This is a genomic window from Arthrobacter sp. UYEF3 (assembly GCF_040546245.1).
GTDB lineage: Bacteria > Actinomycetota > Actinomycetes > Actinomycetales > Micrococcaceae > Arthrobacter.
Genome location: NZ_JBEPNK010000016.1, coordinates 74,408 through 93,223, shown reverse-complemented (window position 1 = coordinate 93,223; position 18,816 = coordinate 74,408). Strand labels below are relative to the sequence as shown.

Annotated in this window: 15 protein-coding genes, 1 pseudogene and 1 riboswitch; of the genes and pseudogenes, 7 read left to right on the top strand and 9 right to left on the bottom strand. The window is 67.1% G+C overall.

Annotation, left to right across the window (positions count from 1 at the left end; translation table 11 throughout):
- Nucleotides 1-273: 273 nt before the first annotated feature.
- Nucleotides 274-1,674 carry a glutamate decarboxylase gene (gad, locus tag ABIB14_RS12505; RefSeq protein WP_354236209.1) on the bottom strand — a complete coding sequence of 467 codons (1,401 nt, stop codon included), beginning with the start codon at nt 1,672-1,674 and terminating at the stop codon, nt 274-276.
- A gap of 76 nt (nt 1,675-1,750) precedes the next feature.
- Here gad and pabB point away from each other — a divergent pair, with 76 nt between their 5' ends.
- Nucleotides 1,751-3,823, top strand: coding sequence for an aminodeoxychorismate synthase component I (pabB, locus tag ABIB14_RS12500; RefSeq protein WP_354236203.1), 2,073 nt, complete (start codon nt 1,751-1,753; stop codon nt 3,821-3,823).
- Nucleotides 3,824-3,838: 15 nt separating this feature from the next.
- On the opposite strand, the gene cls is transcribed toward pabB, so the two are convergent.
- The gene (gene cls, locus ABIB14_RS12495) at nt 3,839-5,314 is read right to left on the bottom strand and encodes a cardiolipin synthase (protein ID WP_354236202.1); all 1,476 of its coding nucleotides are present in this window, start codon (nt 5,312-5,314) and stop codon (nt 3,839-3,841) included.
- Nucleotides 5,315-5,405: 91 nt separating this feature from the next.
- Here cls and ABIB14_RS12490 point away from each other — a divergent pair, with 91 nt between their 5' ends.
- Nucleotides 5,406-6,371: an aminodeoxychorismate lyase gene (locus tag ABIB14_RS12490; protein WP_354236201.1), complete on the top strand. Its 966-nt coding sequence runs from the start codon at nt 5,406-5,408 to the stop codon at nt 6,369-6,371.
- A gap of 23 nt (nt 6,372-6,394) precedes the next feature.
- On the opposite strand, the gene ABIB14_RS12485 is transcribed toward ABIB14_RS12490, so the two are convergent.
- The 3 genes from ABIB14_RS12485 to ABIB14_RS12475 all read right to left on the bottom strand — a co-directional run bounded on the left by ABIB14_RS12485 (nt 6,395) and on the right by ABIB14_RS12475 (nt 10,151).
- Complete coding sequence (locus ABIB14_RS12485; protein WP_354236200.1) at nt 6,395-7,192, bottom strand: creatininase; 798 nt, start codon at nt 7,190-7,192, stop codon at nt 6,395-6,397.
- A gap of 71 nt (nt 7,193-7,263) precedes the next feature.
- Entirely contained in the window at nt 7,264-8,520 is a 1,257-nt protein-coding gene (locus ABIB14_RS12480) for an aminopeptidase P family protein (protein ID WP_354236199.1), read from the bottom strand.
- Between the two features lie 86 nt (nt 8,521-8,606).
- On the bottom strand, nt 8,607-10,151 hold the full coding sequence (locus tag ABIB14_RS12475; protein ID WP_354236198.1) for a purine-cytosine permease family protein: 1,545 nt from the start codon (nt 10,149-10,151) through the stop codon (nt 8,607-8,609).
- 143 nt (nt 10,152-10,294) lie between these two features.
- On the opposite strand from ABIB14_RS12475, the gene ABIB14_RS12470 reads away from it, so the two are divergent.
- Both ABIB14_RS12470 and ABIB14_RS12465 read left to right on the top strand, forming a co-directional pair.
- Nucleotides 10,295-11,830, top strand: coding sequence for a PucR family transcriptional regulator (locus ABIB14_RS12470; protein ID WP_354236197.1), 1,536 nt, complete (start codon nt 10,295-10,297; stop codon nt 11,828-11,830).
- Nucleotides 11,831-11,914: 84 nt separating this feature from the next.
- Nucleotides 11,915-12,128 (top strand): annotated as a pseudogene (locus ABIB14_RS12465) (formyltetrahydrofolate deformylase); the annotation flags it as partial.
- On the opposite strand, the gene ABIB14_RS12460 reads toward ABIB14_RS12465, so the two are convergent.
- Both ABIB14_RS12460 and ABIB14_RS12455 read right to left on the bottom strand, forming a co-directional pair.
- Nucleotides 12,125-12,730, bottom strand: coding sequence for a glycosyltransferase family 2 protein (locus tag ABIB14_RS12460; protein WP_354236196.1), 606 nt, complete (start codon nt 12,728-12,730; stop codon nt 12,125-12,127). The pseudogene ABIB14_RS12465 and the gene ABIB14_RS12460 overlap by 4 nt on opposite strands.
- The gene (locus tag ABIB14_RS12455; protein ID WP_354236195.1) at nt 12,714-13,661 is read right to left on the bottom strand and encodes an ATP-grasp domain-containing protein; all 948 of its coding nucleotides are present in this window, start codon (nt 13,659-13,661) and stop codon (nt 12,714-12,716) included. Before ABIB14_RS12455 ends, ABIB14_RS12460 begins: the two co-directional genes overlap by 17 nt.
- Nucleotides 13,662-13,963: 302 nt before the next feature.
- Nucleotides 13,964-14,077: riboswitch (SAM riboswitch) on the top strand.
- 13 nt (nt 14,078-14,090) lie between these two features.
- Here ABIB14_RS12455 and ABIB14_RS12450 point away from each other — a divergent pair.
- From ABIB14_RS12450 to ABIB14_RS12440, 3 genes are read left to right on the top strand one after another with little or no spacing between them, the layout of a single operon-like run.
- The gene (locus ABIB14_RS12450) at nt 14,091-14,357 is read left to right on the top strand and encodes a DUF1737 domain-containing protein (RefSeq protein ID WP_354236194.1); all 267 of its coding nucleotides are present in this window, start codon (nt 14,091-14,093) and stop codon (nt 14,355-14,357) included.
- Nucleotides 14,354-14,773, top strand: coding sequence for a rhodanese-like domain-containing protein (locus ABIB14_RS12445; RefSeq protein ID WP_354236193.1), 420 nt, complete (start codon nt 14,354-14,356; stop codon nt 14,771-14,773). Before ABIB14_RS12450 ends, ABIB14_RS12445 begins: the two co-directional genes overlap by 4 nt.
- Complete coding sequence (locus tag ABIB14_RS12440) at nt 14,770-15,978, top strand: O-succinylhomoserine sulfhydrylase (RefSeq protein WP_354236192.1); 1,209 nt, start codon at nt 14,770-14,772, stop codon at nt 15,976-15,978. Before ABIB14_RS12445 ends, ABIB14_RS12440 begins: the two co-directional genes overlap by 4 nt.
- An 11-nt stretch (nt 15,979-15,989) precedes the next feature.
- Here ABIB14_RS12440 and ABIB14_RS12435 read toward each other — a convergent pair whose 3' ends face one another.
- Together ABIB14_RS12435 and ABIB14_RS12430 are read right to left on the bottom strand one after the other, a co-directional pair.
- Entirely contained in the window at nt 15,990-17,180 is a 1,191-nt protein-coding gene (locus tag ABIB14_RS12435; RefSeq protein ID WP_354236191.1) for a glutamate--cysteine ligase 2, read from the bottom strand.
- Between the two features lie 54 nt (nt 17,181-17,234).
- Nucleotides 17,235-18,758 (bottom strand): UDP-N-acetylglucosamine 1-carboxyvinyltransferase, encoded by a 1,524-nt coding sequence (locus ABIB14_RS12430; protein WP_354236190.1) that lies wholly within the window; start codon nt 18,756-18,758, stop codon nt 17,235-17,237.
- Nucleotides 18,759-18,816: the final 58 nt, after the last annotated feature.

The following is an 18,816-nucleotide window of genomic DNA, read 5'->3' as shown; positions in this document are numbered from 1 at the left end:
GCAGCGAGGCCGGGAATCCGCCATGCCCGAAACCAAGAACCGCGGCCGCCCCTGACAAACAGTCAGGACCAACCGCGGATCGGTGGATCAAGGCTTAGCCACGCGGGCTCTGCCCTCCGCGTCATACGTGCCGATCCCCGTCCCGTCCGGCTCGCGCGCGCTCTGGTCGGACAGGCTGTCCGGGGCATCCAGTAGCCAAAACGTAGCCCGTACCCGACGGCGGCCGGCGTGCAGGCCAAATAGTCGGCACATGGGGACTCCTTGGTTTGCTGGCTAGTGGTGGAAGGCCTGAGTTTTCCCGTCGGCGGGCATCGGCGCGGTGAGTGCGTCCAGATAGGCGACCGCCTTCTTCAAGTCGGCCAGGAAACTGGAGGCGAGGTCGTGTGTGAAGCCGTTACGAACGACAATCCTTTGCACGGTGATCTCACTGAGCCCGTCAGGCAGCGGGTAGGCAGGTACGAGCCATCCGTTCATCCGCAGTCGTTCGGAAAGGTGGTGAAGGTTCCAGTTTTTGGTGTGGCCGTCGGTGAGTTGCCATGCGAAGACCGGGATGTCAGATCCGTCGCTCCACAGGGTGAAGGAGTCCATCGCCCCGATTTCCCCGGATAAGTAGAGCGCAACGTCCCGGGATGTTGCCTGGACCGCCTTGTAACCGGCGAATCCGAGCCGGAGGAAAAGATAGTACTGCAGCAGAACCTGGGCGCCGGGCCGGGAAAAGTTCAATGCGAAGGTCGGCATGTCCCCACCGAGGTAGCTGACGTGGAAGATCAGGTCATCCGGGAGCGCCTCCGTGTCCCTCCAGAGGACCCAGCCGAGGCCGGGGTACACCAATCCGTATTTGTGGCCCGACGTATTGATCGAGGCCACGCGGGGGAGCCGGAAGTCCCAGACTGTGTCCGGTTGCAGGAAGGGGGCAATCATGGCCCCGGAGGCGCCGTCCACGTGGATCGGAATGTCCAGGCCGCGGCGTGCCTGGACATCGTCCAGGGCAGCCGAGATTTTGTCGACAGGTTCATACACGCCCGTGTAGGTCACTCCCATGATGGCGACGACGCCGATGGTGTTCTCATCTACATAGGCGTCCAGGCCGTGGCCGTCAAGCATCTGGTGTTCCTTCGAGACCGGAACGTAGCGGGCTTCCACGTCCCAGTAGTTGCAGAACTTTTCCCAGCACACCTGCACGGCGGAGCTGAGCACCAAGTTGGGTTTGTCCGCAGGGAGGCCGGCTGCGCGCCTGGCGTGCTGCCATCGGCGCTTCAATGCGAGTCCGCCCAACATGCAGGCCTCGGAGGAACCGATCGTGGAGGTGCCGATGGCGATGGCGGGCTCGGGCGCGTTCCAGAGGTCCGCGAGCATCCGCCAGCACCGCGTCTCGATCAGCGCCGTCTGCGGGTATTCGTCCTTGTCGATCATGTTCTTATCAAACGTCTCAGCGTAAAGTGCCGACGCCTCAGGTTCCATCCAGGTTCCCACGAACGTGGCCAGATTCAGCCGGGAGTTCCCGTCCAGCATCGCCTCGTCGTGGACAACCTGATAGGCGGTCGAGGGCAGGGACTCGCCGTCGGGAATCGTAAAGCGCGGGAAAACAGTGGATTCCCCCGGCCGGCTGAACAAAGGGTTCAGCTCAACTGCGGTGTCGGGTTCATGCCTCGATGTCCGGTGTGATCTGCTGATGTCTGGCTCCTTAGAAGTCGCCGCGTCGACGACACGGACCGCCCAAGCCCACGCTACCTTGGGTACGCTCTAATTCATGAGCCCCATACCCGTCATCATCGCCATCGACGGGCGCTCCGGCGCAGGTAAGACAACACTGGCCATCGAACTCGCTGCCCGGCTCCGCGAACACCACGTGGTCTCGCTGTTCCACCTCGAGGACATCTACCCCGGCTGGAACGGCCTGGCAACGGGGATCGAACGCTACGTTGCCACCGTGCTTGCGCCGCTGCGCCGCGGCGAGCCTGCCCGCTGGGTCAGCTGGGATTGGGAACGGCACTACGACGGCGCCAGCCGCCTCACCCAGCCGGCCGAAATTGTTCTGGTGGAGGGGGTGGGTGCCGCCGCCGCGGCCGCCGCGCCCTTCCTGGACGCCGTGATCTGGGCCGACTCCCCCGACCAGGACCGCCGCACCCGTGCCCTGGCCCGCGACGGCGAGACCTACGAACCGTACTGGGAGCAGTGGGCCGGGCAGGAAGACGAGTGGCTGGCCATCGACGACGTGGCCGCCCGGGCCGACGTGCGGCTGCTCAACCTCGCCGACGGGGCCGCACCGGCGGAGGTCCTGCAGGCGCTCCAGTACCTGCCGGCCCTCGCCCGTGTTCTGCTGCCCGAGCTTTCGAGCCGCCGCGGGCTGCAGCTCCGGGCTGAGCGGATCGACGCCGCGCCGGAAGCCGCCCGGCTCTTCGAGGCGCTCTGCGGCAGCTCCCTGAACGCGGTGTGGCTTGATTCCTCCCTGACCGAGGACCAGGCAACCGGTGGCGCAGTCCACGCCGGCGGCGCCGCCGAACGCAGCCGCTTCAGCATCCTGGCGGACGACGGCGGCAGCTACGGCCAGTCCGTGCGGCACCGTTCCGGCCGGACCTGGGTGAGCGTCGGCAACGCCACCGTAAAAACCGAGGGCACGTTCTTCCGCTGGCTGGACGGCGCCTGGGGTGGCGCCGACCTGCGCGCCCCCGAAGGCTATTCCTGCGAGTTCACCCTTGGCTGGTTGGGTTACCTCGGCTACGAACTCAAGCGCGAAACCGGCGGCAGCGACGTCGCCTCCCCCACCCCGGATGCGTGCCTGATCTTCGCCGGCCGCGCCGTCGTCCTGGACCACCTGGAAGGCGCGGTCTGGCTGCTGACCCTGGACACTCCGGAGGCCGGGGACTGGCTGGCCGCAGCCCGCGCCGCCGTCGCGGCAGCGGACGGGAGCCGCAATCCGGGCGGCGGCGGCGTTGGGCTGCCTGCGGAAGGCACCACCGCGCCGGACTTCAGCGCGCGGGACACCGAGGCCGCCTACAAGGCCAAGATCGCCGCAGCGCAGCACGAAATCACCGAGGGCAACAGCTACGAGGTCTGTCTCACGACGGCGTTGACGGCCACCGCGGTGTTCGGGCAGCTCGATCCGTGGCAGGCGTATCTGGCGCTGCGGCGGAGCAATCCGGCGCCGTTCGCCAGCTTCCTGCGCCTGGCGGAGGTTACCGTGGCCAGCACCTCGCCGGAGCGCTTCCTGCGGATCGGGGCCGACGGCGCGATGCGGGCCGAACCGATCAAGGGCACCCGGCCGAGGGACGCGGACGCCGCCCGGGACGGACTGCTGCGCCGCGAGCTGGAATCCTCGCCCAAGGACCGGGCCGAGAACATCATGATCGTGGACCTGCTGCGCAACGACCTCAGCCACTTTGCGGTACCCGGCTCCGTCTCGGTCAGCCGGCTGTGTGCCATCGAAAGCTATGCCACGGTCCACCAGATGGTCAGCACTATCGACGCGCAGCTCCGGCCCGGGATGCCGCGGGCCGAGGCCGTGGCGGCCTGCTTCCCGGCCGGCTCGATGACCGGCGCACCCAAGGTCAGCACCATGGCGATCCTGGACCGGCTGGAGGCCGCACCGCGCGGCGTCTATTCCGGGGCCATCGGCTATTTCTCACTCAACGGCGCAACCGACCTCGCGGTGGCGATCCGGACTCTTGTCGTGGCCCCCGGCACGGACGGCGGCTCAGCCCTGAGCCTCGGCGTCGGCGGGGCCATCACCGCCGACTCCTCGCCGCATGAGGAGTACGAGGAGATCCGGACCAAGGCCTTCGGAGTGCTCTCCACGCTCGGCGCGGGTTTCCCGCAAGGCTAGTGCCGGGCCACCGGGCTACTGCAGGGTGGAGGTCAGCCGAGCGACGTTGTCCACATATTTAACGCCGATCGGCCGCTTCATCCAGTCCTCAAGCGTCAGTTCGCGCGATATGCCGCGGTAGGTGTCCTCCACGGCGCGCAGTCTCTGCACAATGTCCTCGCCCAGCAGCATCACGGAGACCTCCAGGTTGAGCGAGAACGAGCGCATGTCCATGTTGCTCGAGCCCAGCACAGCCACCTTGTCATCCACCGTGAAGTGCTTCGCGTGCAGCACAGACGGGGCCTTATAGAGGTGGATCCGCACGCCGGCTTCCAGCAGCGCCTCATAGTAGGACTGCTGGGCGTGGTGGACCAGGAACTGGTCGCCTTTTTCCGAGACGAACAGCTCGACGTCGACGCCCCGCTGGGCCGCCGTCGTTACCGCATAGAGCAGCGAGTCGTCCGGGACGAAGTACGGGCTGCAGATCGAGAGCTTGTGCTGCGCGGAGTAGATCAACGTGTTGAACAGGCGCAGGTTGTTCTCGGTGCTGAAACCGGGGCCGCTGGGTACCACCTGCGCGGTGACCTGGCCCGGCGCGGATTCGGGCTGATGGGCCAACTGGTGCTCCAGCGACTCGTCGGTCTCGCTGAGCCAGTCGGTGGCGAACACCACGTTCAGCGTGGTGACAATCGGGCCGCGCATGCAGGCCATCAGCTCAACCCACTCCCGGCCCACCTTGCGGTGCCGCGGGTTGTTATAGGACGGTTCGATCAGGTTCTGCGAGCCGGTGAAGGCCACCTCGCCGTCGATCACCATGATCTTGCGGTGGTTGCGCAGGTCCGGCCGCCGCCACTGGCCGTGCACGGGGCGAAGCGGAAGCATGGGCCGCCAGCAGATCTTGCTGGCCTTGAGCCGCGAGATCAGCTTGCGGTAGCCCTTGATCCGCAGCGTGCCGAGGTGGTCGAACAGGATCCGGACTTCGACGCCGCGCTCGGCGGCCTCCTCGAGGGCAGTCAGCAGCTCGTCAGTGATGTGGTCTGAACTCATGATGTAGAACTCGGCGTTGATGAAGGACTTGGCTTCCCGGGCCGCGGCAGCCATCGCCTGGATGGAATCCGGGTAGCCCGGCAGCAGCTCCACCCTGTTGCCGTCCACCATCGGCAGCGAGCCGAGGGTCTTATTCAGTTCCGCGGCCGAGGACACCCATTCAGGTCCGTCGTACCGGCTTTCGGCCGCGGCCAGTTCGGAGGTGACGGCCCGGACCCGGGTGTTCACCGCATGTTGTTGCGCGCGGCGGCGGCGTGAAAGCCGGAAATTGCCGAACAGCAGGAACAGGGCCAGGCCCAGCACCGGGACGAAGAAGATGCCCAGCAGCCACGCCATCGCGGTGGTGGGGCGACGGTTACCCGGGATGATACCCAGGGCCAGCACCCGGATGGCGAGGTCGATGAGGGTCAGGATCAGGACCACCCAGGACGGGAGTGTCTCCACCAGCGAAAATGGCCACAGCACAGGCAAACCCCTTCAGGTTCCGGACCCGCGGACAGTTCCGGAACGGGCAACCCGGAAATCCTATCCCGGTGCGCCGCACTAAGCTGAAGGCATGACTTCCTCCGCCTCTGTTCCGGCCCCCAAAACGGTGCTGGTGTTCCTTGATCCCGGCTTTGAGAACGGCCGCATCGCCGACTCCTCCAAGCCCCAGCTGATGGCGACGGACCAGGGCGCGACCCGCGGCGACGGCGTTTTTGAGTCGCTACTGGCCGTAAGTGGAACGCCGCGCAAGCTGGCGGCCCATCTGAACCGGCTGGCCGGTTCCGCCCGCGCCTTGGAACTGGACGTCCCGGCCGAGGACGCCTGGCGCCGCGCCATCGGGACCGCCATCAGCGAGTTCCGCGGGCAGGCCGGCGTCTCCGGTAACGACTCCCGCGAGCCGGACGAGGTGGTGGTGAAGCTGCTCGCCACCCGCGGCGTCGAGGGTGCCGGCACGCCGAGCTGCTGGGTGCAGGCCTCCCCGCCGCCCGCCGCCGGCCGCCGGCAGCGCGAGACCGGCATCGACGTCATCCTGCTGGACCGCGGTTATGACAGCGAGGTGGGTGAACGCGCGCCGTGGCTGCTACTCGGCGCCAAAACACTGTCCTACGCGGTCAATATGGCGGCGTTGCGGTACGCCCACCACCAGGGCGCGGATGACGTCATCTTCACCTCCGCCGACGGCCGGGTCCTGGAGGGACCGACGTCGACGGTGCTGCTGGCGCACCTGGAGACCAGCGACGACGGCGCGGGCGGAGTCCGCACCGTGCGCCGGCTGATCACCCCGCAGCTGGACAGCGGGATCCTCCCGGGTACCTCGCAGGGCGCGCTGTTCACCGCGGCCAAGGCCGCCGGGTGGGAGCTGGGCTACGGCCCGCTGGTACCCGCCGACCTGTACGACGCCGACGCCGTCTGGCTCATCTCGAGTATCCGGCTGCTCGCGCCGGTGAACCACATCGACGGCAAGGAGATCGGCACCCCCGAGCTCCGCCGCCAGCTCACCGCCGAGCTCAACGAACTGTTCGCCACGGTCGGGTAGCCGCAGCGGCCGCGGCAGTCCCCCTAAGCCGGAACGGCCACGGCTTCGCGGACCAGCTCGGCGGAGAGGTCGGCGGTCAGGTCGTCGACGACCTGACCGTAGAGCAGGGCGCCCTTGGCCGCGCTGGACCCGGCAGCGGAGGAGAGGCAACCGGTGGCCGGCGTCCGCTTCGGCACCACGGGGAGCCGGTCGAAGCGCGGCAGGACGGCGGCAGGACCGTCAACCAACCGGCCCATGGCAACCCTTCCAGGTTCAAGGTGCAGCATGAGCGAGGTTTCCAGGACCCCGCCGTGCTCGATGTCCCAGCCCGGGAAGCCGTCGGGGTAGACCCGGCCCAGCGTGTCCTGGCTGACAAAGTCCCAGTAGGACAGCAGCAGCACGCTCTGCTCGGCCCCGGGCCCGATCCTCAGGTCCTCCAGGGCCAAGTCGATTCCCTCGTACAGGAACTGGTAGTTCTCGAAGTGGCCGTTGACGAAGACCACGTGCAGGACGCCCTGGTTGAGGAAGGACTTGGCTAGGTTGCGTGCCACCTTGATGAGGCTTTCGCCGTCCAGGCTGGTGGTACCGGAGAGGTGGTTGCCGCCGCCGGACTTCTGCTGGGACTTGTACCCGTAGGCAATAGGCTGTGCCACAAGGGCGCCCAGTCGGCGGGCCACCCCCTCCGCGAAGCGCGAGGACAGAATCGTGTCCGTGCCGAGCGGCAGGTGCGGTCCATGCTGCTCCAGGGACCCGACGGGGATGAGGACGATCGCTTCTCCGGAGGCCAAGGCTTCGCGGTAGGCAAAGGCGTCCAGGTCTTCCAGAAATACTGACTTGTCCATGCTGGTGGTGCTCCTCAGGAAGTGCGGCGTGTAAAGGGCGGCGGCCAGGGGCCGCCGCCCCTTTAGGTATCTCAGGCGCTGATGATGTTGTGTTCGGGGCCGAAGGGGAACTTGGTGATGTTTTCCGCGCCGTCCTCGCCGACGACCAGGATGTCGTGTTCGCGGTAGCCGCCGGCGCCGGGCTGGCCGTCCAGGACGGTGATCATGGGCTCCATCGAGACCACCATGCCCGGTTCCAGTACGGTGTCGATGTCCTCGCGGAGCTCGAGTCCGGCTTCGCGGCCGTAGTAGTGGCTCAGGACGCCGAAGGAGTGGCCGTAGCCGAACGTGCGGTTGGCGAGCAGACCGTGGCCGACGTAGATCTCGTTGAGTTCGGCGGCGATGTCCTTGCAGACGGCTCCGGGCTTGATGAGTTCCAGGCCGCGGCGGTGGACTTCGACGTTGATGTTCCACAGCTCCAGGGAGCGGGCGTCGGGTTCGCCGAAGAACAGGGTGCGTTCCAGGGCCGTGTAGTAGCCGGAGGTCATCGGGAAGCAGTTCAGCGACAGGATGTCGTGTTCCTGGAGCTTGCGGGTGGTGGCCCAGTTGTGGGCGCCGTCGGTGTTGATACCCGACTGGAACCAGACCCAGGTGTCCCGGATCTCTGAATCCGGGAACGTCCGCGCGATTTCGTGGACCATGGCTTCGGTGCCGATCAGGGCAACCTCGTATTCGGTGATGCCGGCGGTGATGGCGTTGCGGATGGCCTCCCCGCCCAGGTCGCCGATGCCCGCACCGTGCTTGATGACGTCGATTTCTTCGGCGGACTTGATCATCCGCTGGCGCATGGCTGCCTGGGCGACGTCCACCAGGGTGGCCGAGGCAAAGGCCGCCTGGATCTTGTTGCGGTTGTCCAGCGGGAGCGAGTCGTCTTCGACGCCGAGCCGGCGGGGGCTGATGCCGCGGGTCCGCAGGGCCTCCTGGATGGCGAAGATGTAGTTGTCCCGGCGCCAGTCCGTGTAGACGACGTTCTCGCCGTAGCTGCGCCGCCAGGGCATGCCGGCGTCGATGTTGGCGGTGACGGTCACGGTGTCGTCCTTGGTGACCACCATGGCGTAGGAGCGGCCGAAGTAGGTGAAGAGGAAGTCGGAGTAGTACTTGATGGAGTGGTAGCTGGTCAGGACGACGGCGTCGAGGTCCTTCTCTGCCATGATGCGGCGCAGCCCGGACAGCCGGAGCTCAAACTCGGCATCGGAGAAGGTCAGTTTTTCCTTCTGTCCGTTGTGCAGGACCTTCAGGCGCTCCAGCTCGGAGATGGAGGAGGCAAGGGCGGTGGTGGAGAGGGTCACTGGTATTCCTTTGCGTGTTGATGGTGAAAAGTTTGTGCGCGTTTCTAGGGCAGGCGGGCCGGCTATCAAGGCAGGCGGGCCGGCTATCAAGGCAGGCGGGCAGGCTCCGGCTCGTGGAGCTTTTCTTCTGTGGCGTCGCCGTGCTCTGCGAGCACCGCGTCGTCCTCCAGGTCGAGGCGGATGCCGAGGGGCACGCCGGCCCGGATCCGCGACCGGAAGCGCGGGTAGCCGAGGGCGAAATAGATGGCTGACGAGGTCACGGTCCCGGCCAGCCACGAAAGATCGATGCCGCCCATGGCCGTGGCGATCGGGCCCTGCAGGGCCGGAACTCCGCCGTACATGAACATCCAGGTCATGACGATGCCGGCGAAGAAGGCGATGAACGCCGAGGGGTTGATTGCCTTCAGGGTGGTCTTCTTCGAATCAAGGAACAGGTAGGAGAAGTCCTTGTGGTGCCGCTCGAAAATGAAGTAGTGGACGGCCATGATGCCTCCCCAGGTGGCCACCCAGGCCACGATGGCGCCGAGCCAGGAGTCAAGGATCATCGCGAAGTCCTCGGCGAACATGAAGCCGATGACAGCGAACATTGACAGGATTCCCACGATGATCGACAGTTTGCGCCGGGAGATTTTGACATCCAGGGCCTGGAAGGCGACGCCGAACGTGTACAGGTTGATGATATTGGTGGCGATGGGGCCGTGGATGACCAGCAGGATGACCGGGATGGCCAGGCTGCCGAAGTTGGAGACAATCAGCTGGCCTGGATCCGCCTGTCCGTTCTTGGTGGCGAGGCTGGCGCCGAGGATGCCGAGCCAGACAACGGGCAGGAACTGGCCCAGGACGCTGACCAGGAACAGCTTGGACGGCTTGACTTTGCGGCTGACAAAGCGGGAGTAGTCGGGAGCGTAGGTAAACCAGCCGATTCCCCAGCCGATGCCGATGACGGTCATGATGCCGGACATCGCGGCGAGGCGCGGCATCCCCTCGAGGACTGCGCCGGCAGGCCCGGCGTAGCTCCAGTTGATGTCCAGCTGCGTCCAGGCAACGATGGACATGCCCACCAGGACCAGGATGGTGGGCGGCATGGTGATCCGCTCGAACTTGGAGATGGCGCGGTAGCCGCGGTAGCAGATGGCCACCTGGACGGTCATGATGACGGCGGCGACGACGATGCGCACCAGGATGTTTTGCTGGCTGGGGTCAACCCAGCCGATCATGCCAAAAAGTGCCAGAATCAGGTCCAGGATGACCCAGGTGTTCACGGCTGACCAGCCGATGGCGATGGTCGCCTGGATGGCGGCCGGCAGGTAGGCCCCGCGGCGGCCGAAGGCGCCCCGGGCGAGCAACATACCGGTCGCACCGGTCCGCTGGCCGAGGATGACGAAGAAGCCGAAGCCAGCCATGCCGATGAGGTTGCCTACGATCAGGACCAGCAGGGTGTCGCCCAGACCCAGGCCCAGCTGGATACCGAGGGCCCCGAGGATCCAGTTGATGGGGGCTACGTTGGCGCCCGCCCAGATCCAGAACTGGCCGGAAAGTTTTGTGGTCCGTGCGGATTCCGGGATGGGCTGCAGGACGTCTTCTACTTCGACGGTCGCCTCTTCGGGAGACCGTGGCTGAGCTAGGTTCATGCGCGTCTCGATTCACTACGTTGTGATGCAGAACGGAAGGTTCTTTCAGCCTATTGGTGACGCAGGCCACAAACTAGATGCTTTTTGATTACACTAAATTGATATCAGGTGACGAAACGTCGCCCGCTGACCGTTTGGATACCATGATCACGCTTGCAGAAGTCCTCGATTCCCAGCCGTTGTCCGCAGCGGACCCGGTGGTGCGCAGCAGCGTGCCCGGCACCCTGGAACGTGTTGTCCGCTGGGTTCACTCAAGCGAAGTGTTGGAGATTGCCCCCCTTCTGCGCGGAGGGGAGCTGCTGCTCTCCGGCGGGGAAGCGTTGCTTGCCCTGCCCGCGCAGGAGCAGCAGGACTACATCCGCAGCCTGGCGGGACGGAATATTGCGGCCCTGGCCCTGCAGACGGCGGGCCAGGGTGCACCGATGTCGGAATGGCTCATTGCCGCGGCCAACCAGTACGGGCTGCCCCTGATTGACCTGCGCGCGGTAGTGCCCTTTGTCGACGTCGCCGAGGCAGTAAACCGCAGGGTGGTCAACGAGCAGGCCGCCGCCCACGTAGTGGTCGACGACGCCTCCCGACGGATTGCCCGCCAGATCACGGACAGGGGCCCGAACCTCCCGGTCATCCTCGAGATGCTGGCCACGACCTTGGACGCGGAGGTATCGCTGACGGCGCCGGATGGATCACCGCTCGGCCGCGCCGGCAGTGCTTTCGGCGACGTCGGTGCCGCCGGCCCGGCCGGTCCGGGCAAAGACGAAGGATGCCAAGCCGTGGCCGGTATCGTCGTCGGCGGCCAACTGGCCGCCCAGCTGACGCTCCGTTCCGCGTCGCAGGATCCCTTCCTGCTTGAGCTTGCTGCCGACAGGCTCTCCGGCATCCTTGCTCTGGCCCTCGCACAGGCTTTCCGTCCGACGCCGGCCCAGGTCGCCGACGCGCGCCTGCTGGAATCGGTGATCGAGGGCGGCGACGACGCGACCATCCGGCAGCTCTGGCTACAGGCCGGACTTCAGCCAGGCCAGGCCGCGGTGGTGGCGGTCTTCCGGACGTCGGGCCGGGACGCCAACTTCTCCGCCGTCGAACGCGCACTGCGTCTGGCGGGAGTTAACGTCAAGTCCCACCAGCGGGACGGCGAGCGGGCGGTATTGTGCGCCGTGGCCCGCAAAGACGCCCACGCGGCGCGTGACGCGCTGCTCCGGACAGCGCGGTCCGCTGTTGACGGCTCCGAAGCCTACGCGGCCTTTGGCCCCACCGTGGCCGATGGGCTCCGCGCCCATGATTCCTACGTTGAGGCGCAGGAGACAATCCGGCTCGGGGCGCCGGCCGCGGGCGAGGTACTCGATGCCATGGACTTTCTGGGCCAGCGCATCCTGGATTCTGTGCCCGATCCCGGCTTCTTGGACTCCTACGTGGAATCGAGCCTGGCGGAAGTGCTGGATTGGGACCGCAAACACGGCACCGCCCTGCTGGGAACCCTGCTGTGCTGGCTCGACTCGGGATGCAACACGACGGCGTCGGCCCTCACCTTGAACGTTGAACGGCAGACGATGCACAAGCGGCTAAACAAGATCCAGGCCCTGCTGGGCGGGGACCCGCGAACCTCCGGCCGGCTGCTGACCCTCCACATCGTCGCGGCTGCCGCCGCGTCGCCCGCCCCGCGCCCGGCCCGGCTGGCACCCTAGGCCCGCCGCCTAGAGCACTCGGCGGATGGTTTTCTCGAAGCTGGTGACGTGCTCAAAGGCCAGTTCCGCGGCCCGTTCGGCTTCACCGTCGGTGCCACCGCCCGCTACGTCGACGCGGAACTCGACGAAGGGCCCATCCTCTCCCAGCAGGTGGTGGAGGTAAACCACACCTTCGGCCCCGACGAACGGGTGGCGGCCGGGCGGGACACGGAAGTGCAAAGCGCTATCCGATGCGGTCCGCTGGCACTGCGAAGGCCGCGTCATACTGCAGGGCAGGAGGACAGTGGTGCCGCGCTAGTCCCAGTGCCCAGGCGCGGAGCCTACCAGGTACCCGGCACGGCGCACCCGCCGGGTTAGGTCCGACCGCACGTCCGCTGTGTCTTCCCGGAACGGCCCGGCGTCCTCGAGCACGGACCGGCGATAGGCCCGGATGTTAAGCGCCGCCTTCCGAGTCAGCAGCCGGTCCAGCTTGACCGGCCACCGGTCACCGCAGACCGCACCGGTGCGCCAGTCACCGAAGCCTTGGAGCATCCGTTTGACGGTGTGCCGGGAAAGGACGCCCTTCGCGTCGACAAGCATCACAACCTCGCCCGCGGCGTGCCGCAGGCCCAGGTTCAAGGCAGCGGCCGTGCCGGCGTGGGCCTGGCCGAGGACCTTGATCCGGAGATCGGCCCCGGCAAGGCCGCGCATCAGTTCGGCAGTGGTGTCGGTGGAGCCGTCATCGACCAGCACCACTTCGTAGCGGTCGTAGCTGGTCAGCTGGATGGACCGCACGCAGTCCTCGATAACGCCCGCCTCGTTGAAGGCCGCGACGATGATCGACACCGCGGGCCATTCGTCCAGCAGGGTGGGCTCCCCGCGGCGGCGCAGGGCGCCGCGGATCTCAAACCACAGCGACATGGGCATACGCCGCCGGAGCCTGCCGGAAGGATCCCGGATTGAAGGAGGGCAGCGCGAAGGATGCCAGGACGGCGTCGAGCAGCTCCGGGACGAGCCCGCTGTTGGCGCCGAACCGGGCGTTGACTTCGAGCACCACCGGGGTCCCGTCCGCACGGCGCCGGACAACGACGTCGACCGGGCCGGTCAGCCCCAGCACGCGGACCGCGGCCAGCGCCGCATTCCCCGCGTCGATGGCTTCCCCCGCCTCGACCCTGCGGGCAGCCGACGCATTGCCGGCGATCCCGTGGGCCATTTCCGTTTTTTCGACCACAATGACGAACGGCGGCGCGGCGTTGTGCGCCGGTGTTCCGAAAACCATCGGACCGTACTCGGTTCCCGGAATAAATTCCTGCACGATCTGGCCGGTCGGCAGGTGGTGCCAGTCCACTTCCCCGCTGCCGTCGACGAAAATCGCACCGCGCCAGCCCCCGGCGGTTCGGGGCCTGACAACCACCGGGCCGCCCAGGGCTTCCATGGCGGCGTCCGCGCTGGCGAAGTCCCGCGGAACCCCGAACCGGGGGACGGGCACACCGGCCGACTGCAACTGCCAGGCGGTATACAGCTTGTCGCCGGCGAGCGCCACCGGCCCAGGGTCGCCGATGACGACGCGGACGTCGGGGCCGAACCCGGCCCGGGCGGCCGCCAACTGCGGCAGTTCCTCGCCGACGGTGGGAATGACGAGGTTGACGTCTTCGACGGCCACCAGCCGACGGAGCGCCGGGACCATCTCCGGGTCCGATGCCTCGGGTACGCGGACCACGGTGACGCCCGCGCCTTCCGGAAGCTCACGGATGTCGGTACCCAGGACCGGAACACCCCGCGCTTTGAGCTGGGTCGTGATGGCCTGTCCCGCCGGCCCGCCGGCGCCCGTGACGAGCGCGCGGGGCTTCACAGCGGGTCCTGTTGGTGAATAGTGACCATAAAAATCCAATTCCTTCGTTGAAGTTCCGGCCGCCCCAGTGCTGCACCGGACAAAACTGGTGGATGGACTTGTCCCCTCAGTAAAAATGAGAGACCTATCGGATAGCCCGAGTAGGGGCTACCCGAATATGCGCCTTGGGCCCCCACACGCGGTTCAGGTACTACTGAGCTGCCCGGGCCTGTGTCCCGGAATGCCGCGGGCCCCGTGCCACGTGACCTCACATGACGACGGCGGCGGTGGCTGCCGCCGTCGTCGGTGTTAGATTTTTTGTGAGTAATGAGCCCCGGCGCCAAGCCCTGACTTGCCGGGCGGCAACCCTCCCTTTCGCGGCGGGGTGCCTCAGGTGAAAACTCGGCAATCGACCATTCGAGCTGCAAGCGTGAAGTAAGGAGTTCCGTCATGCCTGACGCGTCCGCACCCGCTGTGCCCGGCACAGCCCCCGCCCCTGCCGTGCCCCGAGCGGCCGCCGGAGAACGACTGGCCTACCGCCTGTTCACCGGTCCCGATGACCGCAGCTTCTGCGAGCGCGTTTCGGCCGCGCTGGCCGAGGGCTATGTCCTGCACGGCAGCCCCGCCGCAACTTTCGACGGCAGCGCCGTGATCGTTGCCCAGGCCGTGGTGCTGCCGGCAGCAATCGCCGGCGCCGACGGCGAGTGCCGCGCATGAGCTACGCCGCAGACCTGACCCCGCAGGAGGCCTGGGCCAAACTTGGCGCCGGCGCCACGCTGGTGGACGTTCGCACCAAGGCGGAATGGGAACAGGTCGGCGTACCGGTCACCACATCGGCCACCGACAGCCGGCGGGATCCGCTGTTCGTCCAGTGGAACCTCGCCGGAGGAACCCCCAACCCGCAGTTCCTGGCGCAGCTTCGAGAGCAGGCACCCGCACCCGACGCCGAACTCGTCTTCCTGTGCCGCTCCGGCGTGCGCTCGGTCGCCGCCGCGAACGCCGCTGCCGCGGCCGGCTACACCGCTTACAACGTGCTGGAGGGCTTCGAGGGCGAACCTGACCGGTCCGGGGCCCGCACCGTGAACGGCTGGAAAAACCGTGGCCTCCCCACCAGCGGTGGAAGCACGAAATGAGTTTTAATCCCGATGCCCTGAGCTGGAGCCCCGAAACCCAGGCCGTCCGCGGCGGCCTCGACCGTACCGGGTTCCAGGAGACAACCGAGCCGGTCTTCCTGAACTCCGGCTTCGTCTACGAATCCGCCGCCGCCGCGGAGCGGGCCTTCAGCGGCGAGGACGAACGCTTCGTCTACTCCCGCTACGGCAACCCCTCCGTAGCCACCTTCCAGGAACGGCTCCGACTGTTGGAAGGGACCGAGGCATGCTTCGCCACCGCGTCGGGCATGTCCGCGGTATTCACCGCCCTTGGGGCGCTGCTGGCCGCGGGCGACCGCGTCGTCGCCGCCCGGTCACTGTTCGGCTCCTGCTTCGTCATCCTCAATGAGATCCTGCCGCGCTGGGGGGTGGAGGCTATCTTTGTGGACGGCCCGGACCTTGAGCAGTGGCGGTCGGCGCTGGCGGTGCCAACGACGGCGGTGTTTTTCGAGTCGCCGTCGAACCCGATGCAGGAAATCGTGGACATCGCGGCCGTGAGCGAACTGGCGCACGCCGCCGGCGCCACCGTAGTGGTCGACAACGTCTTCGCCACCCCGTTGCTGCAGCGCTGCGGCGAGCTGGGCGCGGATGTGATCGTGTACTCCGGAACCAAACACATCGACGGTCAGGGCCGGGTTCTCGGCGGCGCGATCCTGGGCAGCAAGGAGTTCATCGAGGGCCCGGTCAAGCAGCTCATGCGCCACACCGGCCCCGCGCTCTCCGCCTTCAACGCGTGGGTGCTGAGCAAAGGCCTGGAGACCATGGCGCTGCGGGTCAACCATTCCTCGGCCTCCGCGCTGCGGCTTGCCCAATGGCTTGAGGAGCAGCCGGCCGTGGGCTGGGTGAGGTACCCGCTGTTGGCCTCGCACCCGCAGTACGAACTGGCCGCCCGGCAAATGAAAGCCGGCGGCACCGTGCTCACGTTTGAGCTTGCGCCCCCGGCCGGGCGTTCGGCGAAGGAAGCCGCCTTCGCGCTGCTGGATGCATTGCGGATCATCGATATCTCCAATAACCTCGGTGATTCCAAGTCGCTGATCACCCATCCGGCCACCACGACGCACCGTGCGATGGGGCCGGTGGGGCGGGCCGCGATCGGGCTGAGCGACGGCGTCGTACGTCTCTCGGTGGGCCTGGAGGATGTCGAGGACCTGATCCGTGACCTCCGGCAGTCGCTCGAGCAGGTCTAACTCAAGCCCGCCTAGCCTCGGCGCACCCGCGACAGCACGGGGGCCGGTTCCGCGGCCGCTTCGGCGTCCGCGCCGTGCAGGGTAACGCGCACGGCATGGGCGACGACGGCGGCCAGCCCGGCATCGTCGGCGGGGTTGTCCAGCCCGGATGCACGGAGTGCCTGGCGCTGCAGCTGCGAACCCGTTCCGTTGGCCAGGACCCGGTCCACGCCGCCCCGCGCCAGCTCCAGTTCCCCCTGCTCCGCGAGGACGGGCGCCAGGAAGTCCAACAGCGCGTAAAGCACTTCGTCCGCCGGCGCCGGGCGGAAGCTGCCGAAATCCAGCAACTTGCCGCGCAATCCGCAATTGCTAGCCTGCCAGGCGGCCATCTTCAGCAGCACCGTCGGCACCGGGGCGGGATCCACGCCGTCGCGCCACTCCCTGCTGGCGGACTCCACGAGGGCGCGCACCAGCACAGCGATCAGCGCCGCATCTTCAGCACGCAGGCAGACATCCGCGACCCGGACCTCCAGGGTGGGGTGATAGCGGGCCAGGCGGGCGTCGAAATAGACCATGCCTTCGTCAAAGAGCACCCCGGTCTCCAGCAGCCGGGAGACGACACGCCGGTACATGGCAAGGCTCCCGAAGATCATGGAGGGTCCAGCCGCCGGCCAGCGGTTCCACGCCTGCGTGCGGTAACTTTCGAAGCCGGTCACCGCACCGTTCCAGAACGGCGAGTTGGCGCTGATTGCGATCAACACCGCCAGTTTGTCCCGAATCCGATCCAGGACGGCCACACCCTCCTCCGGGGAATCGATGCCGGTGTGGACGTGGAAACCGCAGGTCAGTTGCTCCCGCACGGTGAGGCCGAAGCGTTGCTGCATGGTGGCATACCGCGGCTTGGGCGTGGTGTGGGTGGCGGACGCCCGGGGCGACGTGGCCAGCGCCGCAACTCTGGCGCCGAGGACGCGGGCGGCCTGGTCCGCAAAGGCGCGGGACTGCCGGATCTGTTGGAGCAGCCCGCCGTAATCCAGGCACGGCGCCGTCTGGGTCTCAATCTGCTCCAGCTTGAGCTCAAGACTGAAGCTCGACTCTTCGTGGGCCGGTTCCGCTGCGGCAGGAGCGGGCTTCAGACTCCGCAGCAATGCATCGGCCAGCGCCAGCGGGACCCCGGTGGCGGGGTCCACGATCAGCAACTCCTCCTCGACGCCAAAGGTGCGCATGCACCTATTGTCCTCAGCACCCGTCCCGGCGCGCTACCCCGGCGGTCAGACGGTTCAGTCCTGGAAATACTCGATCTTGGCGCCGATGGTGTTGAGCCGCTCGGCCAAGTCCTCGTAGCCGCGCTCGATCACGTAGATGTTGCGCAGCTCGGAGACGCCCCGCGCGGCGAGCATGGCCAGCAGCAGGCACGCGGCCGGGCGCAGGGCCGGCGGGCAGCCCACTTCCGCGGCCCGCCACTTGGTGGGCCCATTGACGTAGATCCGGTGCGGATCCAGGAGCTGGACCTGGGCGCCGAGCTTGTTCAGCTCAGTCAGGTAGATGGCCCGGTTCTCGTACACCCAGTCGTGGATCATCGTCTGGCCCTGCGCGTTCGCGGCGATGACGGCGAAAAACGGCAGGTTGTCGATGTTCAGGCCGGGGAACGGCATCGGGTGGATCTTGTCCTCCGGAGCCCGCAGCTCCGAGGGCTTGGTGGTGACGTCCACCAGCCTGGTCCGGCCATTACGGGCGACATATTCCGCCGAAACCTCCAGCTGCTGTCCCATTTGCTCGAGTGTCGCCAGTTCGATCTCCATGAACTCGATCGGGACCCGGCGGATCGTGACTTCCGAGTTAGTCACGATCCCGGCGGTAATCAGGCTCATCGCCTCGATCGGGTCCTCGGACGGGAAATACTCGATATCGGCGTCGATCGACGGGCGTCCGACGATTTTCAGCGTCGTGGTGCCCACTCCGTCGATCTGCACGCCCAGCATCTGCAGGTAGAAGCAGAGGTCCTGGACCATGTAGTTGGGGCTGGCGTTGCGGATTACCGTGCTGCCGCGGCGGTGGGCTGCAGCCATGATGGCGTTCTCCGTCACGGTATCGCCCCGCTCGCTCAGCACAAAGGTCCGGTCCCGGCCGTCCGACCGCGGCGCCTGGACGCTGTAGAAACCGGACTTCGCCTCGACGCTGAGGCCAAACTGCCGCAGCGCCTGCATGTGCGGCTCCACGGTGCGTGTGCCGAGGTCGCAGCCGCCGGCGTAGGGCAACCGGTATTGGCTGGACTCATCGAGCAGCGGTCCCAGGAGCATGATGACGCTCCGGGTCCGGCGCGCGGCTTCGACGTCAATCGAGTCGAGGTCCAGGACTGCGGGGCGGCGGATCTGCAGGTCATTCGCGTTGAGCCAGGTGCATTCGACGCCGATGCTGGTCAGCACCTCGACGATCCGGTTGACCTCCTCGATCCGCGCCAGCCTCCGCAGCACGGTGGTGCCGCGGTTGATGAGGCTGGCGCACAGCAGGGCGACGCCGGCGTTCTTGCTGCTGTTGACGTCCACCGCGCCGGAGAGCGTACGTCCGCCCTCCACCCGGAGGTGGGTCATCTGCGGTCGTCCGACCTCGACGATGCTGCGGCCGACGATCGCTTCGAGCCGGTGGATCATTTTAAGGCTCAGGTTCTGCTTGCCTTGCTCCATCCGGGCGATGGCGCTCTGGCTGGTTCCCAGCTCGGCGGCCAGCCGTCCCTGGGTCCAGCCCTTCTCGCCCCGGGCATCCCGGAGCGCGGCGCCCACGTGTTCAGCAGTCTGTTGGGTCATATCCAATAAATATCACGAATGTGCTATCCGACCCTTTAAGGGCGCGCGATTTGCAGTG